Consider the following 12823-nt stretch of genomic DNA (forward strand, 5'->3'; position numbering starts at 1 on the left):
CTTGCGGAGGGCCTTGGCCTCGATCTGGCGGATGCGCTCGCGGGTGACCGAGAACTGCTGGCCGACCTCCTCCAGGGTGTGGTCGGTGTTCATGCCGATGCCGAAGCGCATGCGCAGCACCCGCTCCTCGCGCGGCGTCAAGGAGGCCAGGACCCGGGTCGTGGTCTCGCGCAGGTTGGCCTGGATCGCCGCGTCGAGCGGGATGACCGCGTTCTTGTCCTCGATGAAGTCGCCGAGGTGGGAATCCTCCTCGTCGCCGATCGGGGTCTCCAGCGAGATCGGCTCCTTGGCGATCTTGAGCACCTTGCGGACCTTCTCCAGCGGCATGACCAGGCGCTTGGCCAGCTCCTCCGGGGTCGGCTCGCGGCCGATCTCGTGCAGCATCTGGCGGCTGGTACGGACCAGCTTGTTGATGGTCTCGATCATGTGCACCGGAATGCGGATGGTCCGCGCCTGGTCGGCGATCGAGCGGGTGATCGCCTGGCGGATCCACCAGGTGGCGTAGGTCGAGAACTTGTAGCCGCGGCGATACTCGAACTTGTCGACCGCCTTCATCAGGCCGATGTTGCCCTCCTGGATCAGGTCCAGGAACTGTAGGCCGCGGTTGGTGTATTTCTTGGCGATGGAGATCACCAGGCGCAGGTTGGCCTCGACCATTTCGGTCTTGGCCTTGCTGGCCTCGCGCTCGCCGGTCTTGACCGTGGTGACGATGCGCCGGAACTCGCTGATCGGCAGGCCGCTGTCCTCGCTGATCTGGGCGATCTCCTTGCGGATCTCCTTGACCTCGTCGCCGTGGCGCTCGGCGAACTTCTCCCAACCCTTGCCGGACAGCCGCTTGACCCGGGACACCCAGCGCGGGTCCAGCTCGCGGCCGTAGTAGTACTTCAGGAACTCGCCGCGATCGACGCCGCACTTCTCGGCCATGCGCAGCAGCCGGCCCTCGAAGCCGATCAGCTGCTTGTTGAGGTGGTAGAGCTGCTCGACCAGCTGCTCGATCCGCGCGTTGTTGAAGTGCACGGTCTTGATCAGCTCGAAGAGCTCGTCGCGCAGCTTGACGTAGCGGTTCTCCGTGCGGGTGACGACCTTCTCGCCCTTGCGCATGATCGCCAGGCGCTGTTCCTGGACCTTCGAGAGCTTGCGGTAGGTGCCGGCGACGGCGGCGAAGTTCTCCAGGACCTGGGGCAGCAGCGCCGCCTCCATGGCGGCAAGAGACATGTTGTTCTCTTCGTCGACGCCGCCGTCGTCCTCCTCGCCTTCTTCCTCGCCGTCCTCGGCGTTCTTGTCCGTGGCCTCTTCGCCCCCCTCGCCGTCTTCGCCGGCCTCGCCATCGGCGGCGATCGCTTCGCCCTCCGGCCCGCCGCCGTAGGTCGCGTCGAGGTCGATGATGTCGCGCAGCAGGATCCGGCCGTCCATCAGGGCGTCGGCCCAGGACAAGAGGGCGATGATGGTCAGCGGGCTCTCGCAGATGCCGGAGATCATCTTCTCCCGGCCGGCCTCGATCCGCTTGGCGATCGCGATCTCGCCCTCGCGCGACAGCAGCTCGACCGAGCCCATCTCGCGCAGATACATGCGCACCGGATCGTCGGTGCGGCCGATGTCCTCGTCGTTGAGGTTGCCGGTCGGCTTGGCGTCGCTCTCTTCTTCGTTGTCGTTGTCGTCCGGCTCCTCGCTCTCGATCAGGGTGATTCCCTGCTCCGAGAGCTGCGCCATGACGTCCTCGATCTGCTCGGAAGACACCTGGTCCTGGGGCAACACCTGGTTCAGCTCGTCATAGGTGATGTAGCCGCGCTCGCGCGCCTTCTGCATCATCTTCTTGACGGCCGCCCTGGTGGCGTCCATGAGCGGGCCTTCGCCGCCCTCCTCGCGTGCTTCCGTGGTCTCAGCGACCGCTTCGCTTGCCTTGCTCGCCATTCAGCCCATTCCCGCGCTTCCGACGGGCGCGTCGGTTTTCCGGTCCTCCGGAGGCCGGCCCGGCCGCCGGGGAGCACCCGTCAATTGTTAAAGTCCCCGCTTGCTATCCCGTCCCGACGCTCGAGCTCGGCTCTTTGCGACTCGCTCTCGTGAAGCAGCCGCTGTTGCGCCTGAAAACGGGCCAGGGCTTCCGCATCCGGTTGTTCCGCCAGTTCCCGCTGCGCCTTCAAGCCTTCCCGCCTGGCCTCACGATCCCGGTAAAGACCGAGAATATGTGCGACCGCCGCCCGCGCCTCGTCGTGCGACGAGTCGGGCCCCGCAAAGTGGGCCAAACGGTAAACATTTCTGTGCAAAAGGCGATCCAAGACCGCGGAAAATCCCTGTTTCGACAGGTGGCATTTCACGGCATCGCTGTCAAGTTCCGGCTGCGCCGCCGCGAAATCAAGCAAGGCGACCCGGAAGTCCTCCAGATCGCGGGACGAGAACCTGACCTCGGCCACTTCCTCACCTACTTCGGCGAGGATTGACGGATGGTTAACGAGGGTCGCCAAAAGCTGCTGCGCCTGCCGGGCCTTGAGCGCGCTCAGGTCCTTCAGGCTGCCGGGCAGCGGCAGCTTCGGGGCCGCCGCCGGACCGGAGGCTCGCGACCTGCGGCCCGAGCCCGGCGCAGACCGCCGCCAGCGGCGGCCCGGCGGCGCCCAGGGGTCGTAGCCGAAGGCCGCCTCGAAGCGCCGGGCGAAGTCCTCGCGATAGGCGGCCTTCAGCTCGTCGTGGCGGATCGCCTCCAGGCTCTTGCCCAGGCGGGCGGCCAGCCCGGCCTGGCGCTCGGGGGTGTCGAGGGGCCGGCCCTCGGTCTCCCGGCGCCAGAGCAGCTCCGAGAGCGGCCGGGCCGCCGCCAGCACGGCGCGGAAGGCCTCCGGACCCTCGCGGGCGACCAGGCTGTCGGGGTCCTCGCCCTCGGGCAGGACCGCGAAGCCGAGGCTGAAGCCCGGCCGCAGCAGCGGCAGGGCGCGCTCGGCGACCCGCAGGCCGGCCCGCTGGCCGGCGGCGTCGCCGTCCAGGCAGAGCACCGGCTCGGGCGCCAGGCGCCAGAGAGTCTCGATCTGGGCCTCGGTGACCGCGGTCCCGAGCGGCGCCACGGCCGCCGGGAAGCCGGCCTGGGCCAGGGCGATGACGTCCATGTAGCCCTCGGCGACGATGATCTCGCCGGTGTCGTGGGCGGCGCGGCGCGCCCGGGCCAGGTTGAACAGCACCCGGCCCTTGTGGAAGACCGGGCCGTCCGGCGAGTTGAGGTACTTGGCCTTGGCCTGCGGGTTCATCGCCCGGCCGCCGAAGGCGATGGTCCGGCCGCGGCGGTCGGTGATCGGAAAGATGATCCGGCTGAAGAAGTAGTCGCGCGGCTGGGACTCGCCCTCGACCCGCTTGATGAGGCCGGCCTCGGCCAGCAGCGCCTCGCCCACGCCTTCGGCCTTGAGCGCGGCGGCAAGGGCGCCGCGCCGGTTCGGCGCGAAGCCGAGGCGGAAGGCGGCGACGGTCTCGGGCTTGAGGCCGCGGTCCTCCAGGTAGCGCCGCGCCTCAGCGCCCGCCGCAGCCTTGAGCTGCGCCTCGAACCAGGCGGTCGCCCGTTCCAGGGCCTCGAAGACGTCGGCCTGGCGGCGCTGGCGCTGGCGCTCCTCCGGGCTGGCGACAGGCACTTGAAGCCCGGCCTCGCCGGCCAGGCGCTCGACCGCCTCGGGGAAGGAGAGGCCCTCGCTGCGCATCACGAAGCCGATGACGTCGCCGTGGGCGCCGCAGCCGAAACAGTGGAAGAAGCCCTTGTCCTCGCTCACCGTGAAGGAGGGCGACTTTTCGTTGTGGAAGGGGCAGAGGCCGCTGTGCTCCCGCCCACGCTTGGTCAGGCGGACCCGCCGGCCGACGACCTCGGCCAGGGACAGGCGCGCACGGATCTCGTCGAGGAACTGGGTGGGAATCGACATTGGCCAGCCGGTTGCGAGGGGCGCGCAAGCATATCAAAGCGCTAGTCGATTCGACAGGCCCAGGGCCGCCGCAAGGTCGAAAGCGGTGGATCGTCCTGTGGGTTGCCGGCGGGTAAGTCTGTGGATGGCCGGTGAAGATCCTGAACGGCCGGGCCCTGGCTCAATTCCGCTGCGGGCCGAAGGCCTGTGGGTGAAATGCGGCTTCGTCTAGCGCACTTCCCGATCAGACGCCTTCGCGTCGGGCCGGGAGTAGTGCGCTAATACCTTGAAGTTCGAGCATTACATCCGGCCAGATGGATCGCAGAGCGATTCCATCTGATCGGATAGTGCCCTAGGCCAGGGCCTGCTTGACCGCGGCGCTGGCCTTGCCGAAGTCCATGCGGCCGGGATAGCGCTGCTTGAGCGCCCCCATAACCTTGCCCATGTCCTTGATCGTGCTGGCCTGGAGCTCGCTGATCACGCCCTCGATCGCCGCCTTGGCTTCCTCTTCGGAGAGCGGCTTGGGCAGGAATCGCTCGATAACCTTGATTTCCAGCTCTTCCTTCTCGACGAGATCGGGCCGTTCGCCCTTCTTGAAGGCCTGGATCGATTCCTTGCGCTGGCGGATCATCTTCTGCAGGAGCTCGAGGATCTGATCGTCGCTGACAGCCTCGCTCGCGCCGTTGCCGCGCGACGCGATATCCCGGTCCTTCAAGGCGGCCAGGATCAGGCGCAAGGTCGCCGTGGCGCACTGATCCTTGGCTTTCATGGCGTCTTTCAAGGCGTCGTTGAGGCGGGTGCGCAGCATGGGCAGATCTCCCGCTGGTGCGAGGGGCGGTGACGTTAGCCGAAATCCCTGGAAATGGCAAACCAGAGATATTCCCTAACATACTGATTTGAAAAAGAAAGATTTGCAAGCTTCCGCTTGACCGCGGCACGGCTTTTGCTTAAGTAGAGGTTCCGAAGGCCAATTGCCAGGCCGGCCGGCGAAGATTCCGCCAAAGGCCGGCGCTCCCTGCCTCGGAAGGATCTGCCAAAACATGACGGAGGCCGGCTCGACGACCGCCCTGGCCGAACGGCCCGGGCAAATGGCTCCTGCGAGCGCGGTGCTGGTGCTCGAAGACGGCAGCGTCTTCCGGGGCTACGGACTGGGCGCCGAGGGCCACGCGGTCGGCGAGGTCTGCTTCAACACCTCGATCACCGGTTACCAGGAGATCCTGACCGATCCCTCCTACGCCGGCGAGATCATCACCTTCACCTTCCCGCACATTGGTAACGTCGGCGCCAACCCGGAGGACATCGAGACGACGACTCCGGCGGCCCGCGGCCTGGTGCTGCGCTGCGACCCGACGGCGCCGTCCAACTGGCGGGCGACCCGGCACCTGGAAGCCTGGCTGAAGTCGATGAACCTGATCGGCGTCGCGGGAGTCGACACCCGGCGCCTGACCCGACGGATCCGGGACCGCGGTGCGCCGAAGGGCTGCCTGCTGCACGATCCGAAAGGCGGCTTCGACCTCGCGGCGCTGGAGGCCCGCGCCAGGGACTGGCCGGGCCTGGAGGGCATGGACCTGGCCAAGGAGGTCACCTGCCGCCAGACCTATCGCTGGGAGGAGACGCCCTGGGCCCTTGGCGCCGGCTACGGCCGCCTGGCCGAGCCGCGCTTCCACGTGGTCGCGGTCGACTACGGGGCCAAGCGCAACATCCTGCGCAACCTCGCCGGCCTCGGCTGCCGGGTTACGGTGGTGCCGGCCGACCTGCCCGCGCTGGAGATCCTGGCCCACGAGCCGGACGGCATCTTCCTGTCGAACGGCCCGGGCGACCCGGCGGCGACCGGGGCCTACGCGGTGCCGATCGTCAAGGAGCTGCTGGACAGCGGCCTGCCGGTCTTCGGCATCTGCCTGGGCCACCAGATCCTGGCCCTGGCCCTGGGCGCGCGCACCGGCAAGATGCACCTGGGCCACCGCGGCGCCAACCACCCGGTCAAGGACCTCGCGACCGGCCGCGTCGAGATCACCAGCCAGAACCACGGTTTCGCGGTTGAGAGCGACTCCCTGCCGCCTGGCGTCGCGCAGACCCACGTCTCGCTCTTCGACGGCAGCAACGAGGGCCTGCGCCTGGAGGGCCGCCCGGTCTTCTCGGTCCAGTACCACCCCGAGGCCTCCCCCGGCCCCCACGACAGTCACCACCTCTTCGAGCGCTTCGTGGCGCTGATGGCCGAGCATGCCTAAGCGCAGCGACATCGAATCGATCCTGATCATCGGGGCCGGGCCGATCGTGATCGGCCAGGCCTGCGAGTTCGACTATTCCGGGGCGCAGGCCTGCAAGGCGCTGAAGGACGAGGGCTACCGGGTGGTCCTGGTCAATTCCAACCCGGCGACCATCATGACCGACCCGGGCCTCGCCCACGCCACCTACGTCGAGCCGATCACGCCAGAGATGGTCGCCCGGATCGTCGAGAAGGAGCGCCCCGACGCCCTGCTGCCGACCATGGGCGGGCAGACCGCGCTCAACACCGGCCTCAAGCTGGACGAGACCGGCGTCCTGAAGGCGCAGGGCGTCGAGCTGATCGGCGCCCGCGCCGAGGTCATCGCCAAGGCCGAGGACCGCCTGCTGTTCCGCGAGGCCATGGAGAAGATCGGCTTGGCCTGCCCGGCCTCGCGTCTGGTCGACAGCCTGGAGGCCGCCCGCGAGGCCCTGCAGGTGGTCGGCCTGCCGGCGATCATACGGCCCTCCTTCACCCTCGGCGGCACCGGCGGCGGGATCGCCTACAACCGGGCGGAGTTCGAGGAGATCGTGGGCAACGGCCTGCGCGCCTCGCCGGTCGGCGAGGTTCTGATCGAGCAGTCGGTCCTGGGCTGGAAGGAGTACGAGATGGAGGTCGTGCGCGATCGCGCCGACAACTGCATCATCGTCTGCTCCATCGAGAACGTCGATCCCATGGGCGTCCACACCGGCGACTCGGTCACCGTGGCGCCGGCCCTGACCCTGACCGACAAGGAATACCAGCTGATGCGCGACGCCTCGATCGCCTGCCTGCGCGAGATCGGCGTCGACACCGGCGGCTCCAACGTCCAGTTCGCGGTCAACCCGGAAGACGGCCGGCTGGTGGTCATCGAGATGAACCCGCGGGTCTCGCGCTCCTCGGCCCTGGCCTCCAAGGCGACCGGCTTCCCCATCGCCAAGGTCGCGGCGCGCCTGGCGGTGGGCTACACCCTGGACGAGCTGGACAACGACATCACCCGGGTCACGCCGGCCTCCTTCGAGCCCTCGATCGACTACGTCGTGACCAAGATGCCGCGCTTCACCTTCGAGAAGTTCCCCGGCGCCGAGCCGCTGCTGACCACGGCGATGAAGTCGGTCGGCGAGGCCATGGCCATCGGGCGCAGCTTCCCGGAGTCCCTGCAGAAGGCGCTGCGCTCGATGGAGACCGGCCTGACCGGCCTGAACGAGATCGAGATTCCGGGCGCCCTGGGCCCGGACGGCGCCGTCGACGAGGACGCGGTGCGGACCGCGCTCGCCAAGCCGACTCCGGACCGTCTGCTGACCATCGCCCAGGCCTTCCGCCATGGCCTGAGCCTGGAGGAGATCCAGGCGACCTGCCACTTCGATCCCTGGTTCCTCGCCCAGGTGCGCGAGATCGTCGAGGCCGAGGCCGTGCTGCGCCGGGACGGCCTGCCCGAGGCGCCGGGCCGGCTGCTCTACCTCAAGCAGCTCGGCTTCTCGGACGCCCGCCTGGCCGCGCTCGCCGGCCTGGACGAGGCCGCGGTCACCCGGCGCCGCCGCGAGGCCGGGCTGGCGCCGGTCTTCAAGCGGATCGACACCTGCGCCGGCGAGTTCCCCTCGGCCACGCCCTACATGTACTCGGCCTACGAGACCGCCGGGCCCGACCGCGCGGAGTGCGAGGCCGATCCCAGCGCGCGCGACAAGGTCATGATCCTGGGCGGCGGGCCGAACCGGATCGGCCAGGGGATCGAGTTCGACTACTGCTGCGTCCACGCCGCCTACGCCCTGGCCGAGGCCGGGATCGAGACCATCATGGTCAACTGCAACCCGGAGACGGTCTCGACCGACTACGACACCTCGGACCGGCTCTACTTCGAGCCGCTGACTGCCGAGGACGTGATCGAGGTCGCGCGAGTCGAGCAGGACAAGGGCCGGCTTCTGGGGGTGATCGTGCAGTTCGGCGGCCAGACCCCGCTGAAGCTGGCCCACGCCCTGGAGGCGGCCGGGATCCCGATCCTCGGCACCTCTCCCGACGCCATCGACCTGGCCGAGGACCGGCAGCGCTTCCAGGCCCTGCTCGCCGATCTCGGCCTGCGCCAGCCGCCGAACGGCACCGCGACCTCGGCCGAGGAGGCCAAGGCGGCAGCGGAGCGGATCGGCTATCCGGTCCTGCTGCGGCCCTCCTACGTGCTCGGCGGCCGGGCCATGGAGATCGTCCACAATGCGGCCGACCTGGCCCGCTACATCACCACCGCGGTCAAGGTCTCAGGCCGTAACCCAGTGCTGATCGACGGCTACCTGCGCGACGCCATCGAGGTCGACGTCGACGCCGTCTCGGACGGCGAGTCCGTGGTGGTCGCGGGCATCATGGAGCACATCGAGGAAGCCGGGATCCACTCCGGCGACTCGGCCTGCTCCCTGCCGCCGCATTCCCTCTCCGACGAGGTGATCCGGGAGATCGAGGCGCAGACCCGCAAGCTGGCGGCCGCCCTCAAGGTGGTCGGCCTGATGAACGTCCAGTTCGCGGTCCTGGGCAAGGAGATCTACATCCTGGAGGTCAATCCCCGAGCCTCGCGCACCGTTCCTTTCGTCGCCAAGGCCGTCGGCATCCCGATCGCCAAGATCGCGGCTCGGGTCATGGCCGGCGCCAAGCTGGGCGAGTTCCACACCACGCCGGAGCGCAACGACCACGTCGCGATCAAGGAGGCGGTCTTCCCCTTCGCCCGTTTCCCCGGCGTCGACGTGATCCTGGGTCCCGAGATGCGATCGACCGGCGAGGTCATGGGCCTGGACCGGGACTTCGGCCGGGCCTTCGCCAAGGCCCAGGTCGGCGCCGGCCACCACCTGCCAGAGGGCGGCTGCGTCTTCATCTCGGTCAAAGACGGCGACAAGGAGGCGATGCTACCCCTGGCCCGCCGCCTGATCGCGCTCGGCTTCGAGATCGTCGCGACCGGCGGGACGGCAGACTACTTCCGCAACCGGGGCCTCCTGGTTCGCAGCGTCAACAAGGTGCGCGAGGGCCGACCCCACATCGTCGACGCCATGCTCTCGGGGAAGGTCCAGCTGGTCTTCAACACCACCGAGGGCGCCCTGGCCATGGCCGACAGCTTCACCCTGCGCCGGACCGCCCTGACCAATGAGATCCCCTACTTCACCACGGTGGCCGGGGCGGAGGCCGCGACCGAGGCGATCGGGGCGCTTACCGCCGGCCAGCTTGAAGTCGCGCCGCTGCAGTCCTATTTTAATGGATCGTCCGCATGATGAAGCGTCGTTGTTCTTGATTCAGACAACGTTTCACCATCATTTTCAATGGCTTATGACAATGGAGTTGGCGCAGGGTTGCCAGCCATGACCGAAAAGATTCCCATGACCGCAGACGGCTTCGCCAGACTGGAGGCGGAGCTCAAGCATCTCAAAAACGTCGCCCGGCCGGAGGTGATCACGGCGATCGCCGAGGCCCGGGAGCATGGCGACCTCTCCGAGAACGCCGAATACCACGCGGCGCGTGAACGCCAGAGCTTCATCGAAGGCCGCGTGGGCGAGCTCGAGGACAAGATGGCCCGGGCCCAGGTCATCGACGTGTCCAAGCTGTCCGGCAAGGTCGTCAAGTTCGGCGCCACGGTCACCCTGGTCGACGAGGACACCGACGAGGAGATGACCTATCAGCTGGTCGGTGAGGACGAGGCCGACGTCAAGCAGGGACTCCTCGGCATCACCTCGCCCATCGCCCGCTCGATCATCGGCAAGACCGTCGGCGATTCGGTCGAGGTCACCACCCCGAAAGGCGTCAAGGGCTACGAAATCCTGAAGGTCCGCTTCCGCTGAATCGCGGAGTCGTCGCCGCGCGGCGCCCGGCGGCCCTTCGGATCGCCCGATCTGAGGATCAGATCCGACCGTTCGGCCGAATCGGCACGCCGGGCCGGTACTTCGAGGTCCGGATGACTTGGATCGTTTGCACGGTGGTCACGTGCGGGGCGGCGGTCAGCTGTTCCGTCAACTCGTTCTCGTGTGCGGTGTTGCGCGCCACGATCTTGAGCACGAAGTCACCGGCGCCGCGGACCATGTGGCATTCCCGTACTTCGGCCCAGTCGGTGACCAGGGCCTGAAACTCGTTCAGGACCGCTTCGGACTGGCTGTCGAGGCCGACCAGGACGAAGAAGGTGACCTCGAAGCCCAGAGCTTCGGTGTCGAGCTCGGCGTGATAGCCGCGGATGTAGCCCGACTCCTCCAGAGCGCGCACACGACGCAGGCAGGGCGGCGCCGATATTCCCGCGCGCCGCGCCAGCTCGACATTGGTGATTCGGCCGTCGTTCTGAAGGTCCCGAAGAATCCGCAGATCGATCTCGTCCAGCTTCACCCGCCGCATCGTCGCTCGGCCTCCTCCCTGTCGCGCAACAATGTTACCGATGCGCGGGCCGGCCGCAAGCTTGGAACTGCCGCGTCGGACCCGCACCCGAGGCTCGGCGCGACGCGAAGGCTGCTGCGTTGCCTCGCCGCCCCCCGGGACCTATTTTAAGGGCGCGCGCCACCTCATCATTCGGACGAATCGCGGCATGGCAGAACGAACCCACAGCAAGGTCCTGATCCTCGGCTCCGGCCCGGCCGGCTGCACCGCGGCGGTCTACGCCGCCCGCGCCAACCTCAAGCCGCGCCTGCTGCGCGGCATGGAACCGGGCGGCCAGCTGTCGATCACCACCGACGTCGAGAACTACCCGGGCTTCGCCGAGGCGATCCAGGGGCCCTGGCTGATGGAGCAGATGGAGGCCCAGGCCCGCAACGTCGGCACCGACATCATCGCCGACACCATCGTCGAGGTCGACCTGGCGCAGCGCCCGCTGGTCTGCACCGGCGACAGCAGCACGGTCTATACGGCGGACAGCCTGATCATCGCCACCGGCGCCCAGGCCCGCTGGCTGGGCCTGGAGAGCGAGACCCGCTTCCGGGGCTTCGGGGTCTCGGCGTGCGCGACCTGCGACGGCTTCTTCTACCGCGACAAGGACGTGGTGGTCGTCGGCGGCGGCAACACGGCGGTCGAGGAGGCAATCTTCCTGACCAACTTCGCCCGCAAGGTCACGGTGGTGCACCGTCGGGACCAGCTGCGCGCCGAGAAGATCCTTCAGGACCGTCTCTTCGCCAACCCCAAGATCGAGATGCTCTGGGACCACGTGGTCGAGGAGGTGCTCGGCGACTCGGAGCCGCCCGGGGTGACCGGCATCCGGGTCCGCAACGTCAAGACCGGCGAGACCGGCGAGCTTCCCGCCGACGGCGTTTTCGTCGCCATCGGCCACGATCCCGCGACCAAGCTGTTCCGCGGCCAGGTCGAGATGGACGACGAGGGCTACATCCTGACCGCGCCGGATTCCACGGCGACGGAGGTCCCCGGGGTCTACGCCGCCGGCGACGTGCGCGACAAGGTCTATCGCCAGGCGGTCACCGCCGCCGGCATGGGCTGCATGGCGGCGCTGGAGGCCGAGCGCTTCCTGGCCGAGCAGGAGGCGAGCGCGGCCCAGGCCGCCGAGTAGGCCGCCCGGCCTGCCGGACCACGACGGCGCCGCAAGCGAAAGCGATCCCGCGGAGATGATGGACTGGGACAAGCTGAGGATCTTCCACGCCGTTGCGGAGGCCGGCAGCTTCACCCATGCCGGGGAGGTCCTGAACCTTAGCCAGTCGGCGGTCAGCCGCCAGATTTCTGCGCTCGAGGAGAGCCTCAAGGTGGCGCTCTTCCACCGCCACGCCCGCGGCCTGATCCTGACCGAGCAGGGCGAGCTGCTCTACCGCACCGCGCACGAGGTCTTCGGCAAGCTGGCCATGGTCGAGGCCCAGCTCACCGAGAGCAAGGACCGGCCGAGCGGCCCGCTGAAGGTCACGACCACCGTGGCCCTGGGCTCGACCTGGCTGTCGCCGCGGATGACCGAGTTCATCGAGATCTTCCCGGAGATCGAGCTGCATCTGATCCTGACCGACGCCGAGCTCGACCTCTCGATGCGCGAGGCCGACATCGCGATCCGCCTGTCGCCGCCCCGCCAGGGCGACCTGATCCAGCGCCACCTCTTCACCACCCACATGCACCTCTACGCCGCCTCGGCCTACCTGAAGCGCTTCGGGATGCCCAAGACCCCGGCCGACATCGACGGCCACCGCATCGTCGTCTACGGCGAGGACGCCCGGCCGCCGGTGCCCGGCGTCAACTGGCTGATGCAGCTGGGCCGTGGCAACAACGACCTGCGGGCGCCGACCCTGACGATCAACAACGTCTATGCCATCCTGCGGGTGGTCCAGAGCGGCGGCGGCCTGGGCGCCCTGCCGGAGTTCATGGCCCAGGGCTTCCCCGATTTGGTGCCCGTGCTGCCGGAGATGGAAGGCCCACAGATCGACGCCTATTTCGTCTATCCGGAGGAGCTGCGCCATTCCAAGCGGATCGCGGTGTTCCGGGACTTCCTGCTGCGCGAGGTGGCTGAAGCGAAATTCTGAGGCGGCCGGGACCGCCCGGGGGCCGCAAAGCCGGCGGCCAATTAATTGATATTCAGAGAACTTTTCTCCGGCGGCCAGTCATGCATCGAATGCATGTCTCCACTGACGAATTTACAGGTGGAATCCCGGCCGAAAGCTTATATCTAATTAAGCGAGCGATGTTGCAGCGCAACATCATCCTGCTTCGGGCGCCTGCCCGGGGCACTGGGTCTTCGGACCCATTTCACGTCTCCCAGACGTGAAGCCTCCCTGTTCGACTTGCC

Annotated in this window: 9 protein-coding genes; 5 read left to right on the forward strand and 4 right to left on the reverse strand. The window is 68.1% G+C overall.

The window, feature by feature from the left end:
- The 3 genes from rpoD to QNJ30_10440 form a co-directional block, all read right to left on the reverse strand.
- Positions 1-1911, reverse strand: a 1911-nt coding sequence (gene rpoD / locus QNJ30_10430; protein ID MDJ0943873.1) for an RNA polymerase sigma factor RpoD, incomplete at its 3' end; no start/stop codon positions are given.
- A gap of 80 nt (positions 1912-1991) precedes the next feature.
- Positions 1992-3887, reverse strand: coding sequence for a DNA primase (gene dnaG / locus QNJ30_10435; protein ID MDJ0943874.1), 1896 nt, complete (start codon positions 3885-3887; stop codon positions 1992-1994).
- Between the two features lie 331 nt (positions 3888-4218).
- Positions 4219-4674, reverse strand: coding sequence for a GatB/YqeY domain-containing protein (locus QNJ30_10440; GenBank protein ID MDJ0943875.1), 456 nt, complete (start codon positions 4672-4674; stop codon positions 4219-4221).
- A 232-nt stretch (positions 4675-4906) separates the two neighbouring features.
- Between QNJ30_10440 and carA the strand changes: the two genes are divergently transcribed.
- The 3 genes from carA to greA all read left to right on the forward strand — a co-directional run bounded on the left by carA (position 4907) and on the right by greA (position 9914).
- Positions 4907-6094: a glutamine-hydrolyzing carbamoyl-phosphate synthase small subunit gene (gene carA / locus QNJ30_10445; GenBank protein ID MDJ0943876.1), complete on the forward strand. Its 1188-nt coding sequence runs from the start codon at positions 4907-4909 to the stop codon at positions 6092-6094.
- Positions 6087-9350 (forward strand): carbamoyl-phosphate synthase large subunit, encoded by a 3264-nt coding sequence (carB, locus tag QNJ30_10450; GenBank protein MDJ0943877.1) that lies wholly within the window; start codon positions 6087-6089, stop codon positions 9348-9350. The genes carA and carB overlap by 8 nt, the downstream gene beginning before the upstream one ends.
- A gap of 87 nt (positions 9351-9437) precedes the next feature.
- Positions 9438-9914, forward strand: a complete 477-nt coding sequence (gene greA, locus QNJ30_10455) for a transcription elongation factor GreA (protein ID MDJ0943878.1) — start codon at positions 9438-9440, stop codon at positions 9912-9914.
- Between the two features lie 58 nt (positions 9915-9972).
- Here greA and QNJ30_10460 read toward each other — a convergent pair whose 3' ends face one another.
- Positions 9973-10455 carry an Lrp/AsnC family transcriptional regulator gene (locus tag QNJ30_10460; GenBank protein ID MDJ0943879.1) on the reverse strand — a complete coding sequence of 161 codons (483 nt, stop codon included), beginning with the start codon at positions 10453-10455 and terminating at the stop codon, positions 9973-9975.
- A 187-nt stretch (positions 10456-10642) separates the two neighbouring features.
- Here QNJ30_10460 and trxB point away from each other — a divergent pair, with 187 nt between their 5' ends.
- Together trxB and QNJ30_10470 are read left to right on the forward strand one after the other, a co-directional pair.
- Entirely contained in the window at positions 10643-11611 is a 969-nt protein-coding gene (gene trxB / locus QNJ30_10465) for a thioredoxin-disulfide reductase (protein ID MDJ0943880.1), read from the forward strand.
- 58 nt (positions 11612-11669) lie between these two features.
- Positions 11670-12560 carry a LysR family transcriptional regulator gene (locus QNJ30_10470; protein ID MDJ0943881.1) on the forward strand — a complete coding sequence of 297 codons (891 nt, stop codon included), beginning with the start codon at positions 11670-11672 and terminating at the stop codon, positions 12558-12560.
- Positions 12561-12823: the final 263 nt, after the last annotated feature.

The organism is Kiloniellales bacterium (assembly GCA_030066685.1).
In the GTDB taxonomy this organism is placed as follows: domain Bacteria; phylum Pseudomonadota; class Alphaproteobacteria; order Kiloniellales; family JAKSBE01; genus JAKSBE01.

Coding starts and splice junctions, on each gene's coding strand:
- dnaG (MDJ0943874.1), bottom strand. CDS start 3,887: ATGTCGATTCCCACCCAGTTCCTCGACGAGATCCGTGCGCGCCTGTCC.
- QNJ30_10440 (MDJ0943875.1), bottom strand. CDS start 4,674: ATGCTGCGCACCCGCCTCAACGACGCCTTGAAAGACGCCATGAAAGCC.
- carA (MDJ0943876.1), top strand. CDS start 4,907: ATGACGGAGGCCGGCTCGACGACCGCCCTGGCCGAACGGCCCGGGCAA.
- carB (MDJ0943877.1), top strand. CDS start 6,087: ATGCCTAAGCGCAGCGACATCGAATCGATCCTGATCATCGGGGCCGGG.
- greA (MDJ0943878.1), top strand. CDS start 9,438: ATGACCGAAAAGATTCCCATGACCGCAGACGGCTTCGCCAGACTGGAG.
- QNJ30_10460 (MDJ0943879.1), bottom strand. CDS start 10,455: ATGCGGCGGGTGAAGCTGGACGAGATCGATCTGCGGATTCTTCGGGAC.
- trxB (MDJ0943880.1), top strand. CDS start 10,643: ATGGCAGAACGAACCCACAGCAAGGTCCTGATCCTCGGCTCCGGCCCG.
- QNJ30_10470 (MDJ0943881.1), top strand. CDS start 11,670: ATGGACTGGGACAAGCTGAGGATCTTCCACGCCGTTGCGGAGGCCGGC.